Source organism: Malikia granosa, from assembly GCF_002980595.1.
GTDB classification, from domain to species: domain Bacteria; phylum Pseudomonadota; class Gammaproteobacteria; order Burkholderiales; family Burkholderiaceae_C; genus Malikia; species Malikia granosa.
The window spans coordinates 1-1,302 of sequence record NZ_PVLQ01000131.1; the positions used below are offsets into that span (position 1 = coordinate 1).

General features: G+C 59.2%; 1 protein-coding gene and 1 pseudogene. One reads left to right on the forward strand and one right to left on the reverse strand.

All coding sequences use genetic code 11. The features are described from left to right. Positions 1-471: 471 nt before the first annotated feature. A pseudogene (locus C6P64_RS17470) lies at positions 472-897 on the reverse strand (ATP-binding protein); the annotation flags it as partial. A gap of 62 nt (positions 898-959) precedes the next feature. On the opposite strand from C6P64_RS17470, the gene C6P64_RS17475 reads away from it, so the two are divergent. Continuing rightward, positions 960-1,302, forward strand: a 343-nt coding sequence (locus C6P64_RS17475) for a transposase (protein WP_211296885.1), incomplete at its 3' end; no start/stop codon positions are given.

Sequence of the window (1,302 nt, forward strand, 5' to 3'; positions counted from 1 at the left end):
TTCACCCGCTATGACAAGACCGATGTGATGTTTGCGGCCTTCATCACCGTCGCGTTCATTGCCGAGGTCCTTCGATTGCGTTAACAGGCCCTAGGCCTAGCTGCACCACTGTCCACAGCTGCTGTCGGACTCGATGAAGGCCAGCTTCGAACATGCGTTGGCGAAGAGGTTTTTCAATGATGGAAGCCGCTGTGTCGGCAGCTGAAACGGCCTGAGCTGGAAATTTGCTGCACTGCAGCAAAAAGTCTTGCAGAGCGTGGAATCCGCTCCTACAATTCACACATGTTGCAGTGCAATATCAAGTCTGGGGACGGCTCCAGGCATGGCGCACCAACTCAACCGTGTTGGCGCCGGTTCAAAATTGACCACCTGTTCCGGTTGAATTTTGACCAGGGGTCGAAGGCCGGGTTTTCGAGGCCCGGCTGTTGATAAGTGTAGTGCGTCAGTGTGCTGCGGCTCTCCTTTCGCTGGTCAGAACGGATCGGTGACTTCGTCGCTGTCGAGCACTGGCATCACAGCTTTTCTGGCACGTTCCCTGGCCGAACCCTGCGCCTTGGCTTGCTTGGAGCTGTGGCGGAAGCGGAAGGAATCGTTGCCGGTTTCGAGGATGTGGCAATGGTGGGTGAGCCGGTCGAGCAAGGCCGTGGTCATCTTCGCATCGCCAAACACGCTGGACCATTCGGCAAACGCCAGGTTGGTGGTGATCAGCACGCTGGTGTGCTCGTAGAGCTTGGAGAGCAGGTGAAACAGCAAGGCCCCGCCGGCCTGGCTGAATGGCAGGTACCCCAGCTCATCCAGGATCACGAGGTCCATGTTCACCAGCGACGCAGCGAGACGACCGGCCTTGCCTTGTGCCTTCTCCTGTTCCAGCGCATTGACCAGGTCCACCGTCGAATGGCTTTGTTGCAATATTCAAAATGCCAGTCAAAGTCGCCCATGGGCGGAGGTAGGCTTCAGGGATGAGTGACCGTGTGAGACCAGAGCCCGCCAAGTACAAGACGACCAACTGGAGGCGCTACAACCAGGCCTTGAAGGCGCGCGGCGCCCTCATGATCTGGCTGGACCGCGACCTGCAGTGGTCAGGCCTGGCCAGCGGCAAGCGCGGCCGCACACCGTTGTTCTCGGACGCCGCGATCCAGTTCTGCCTGACGATCAAGGCTTTGTTCGGCTTGGCGCTACGCCAGGCGATGGGCATGGTCGAAAGCCTGCTCAAGCTCGCCGGTCTGTCATGGCCGGTGCCCGACTACAGCACGGTCTGCCGACGCCAGAAGACACTCAAGGTCCGCATTCCCTATCGGCCAG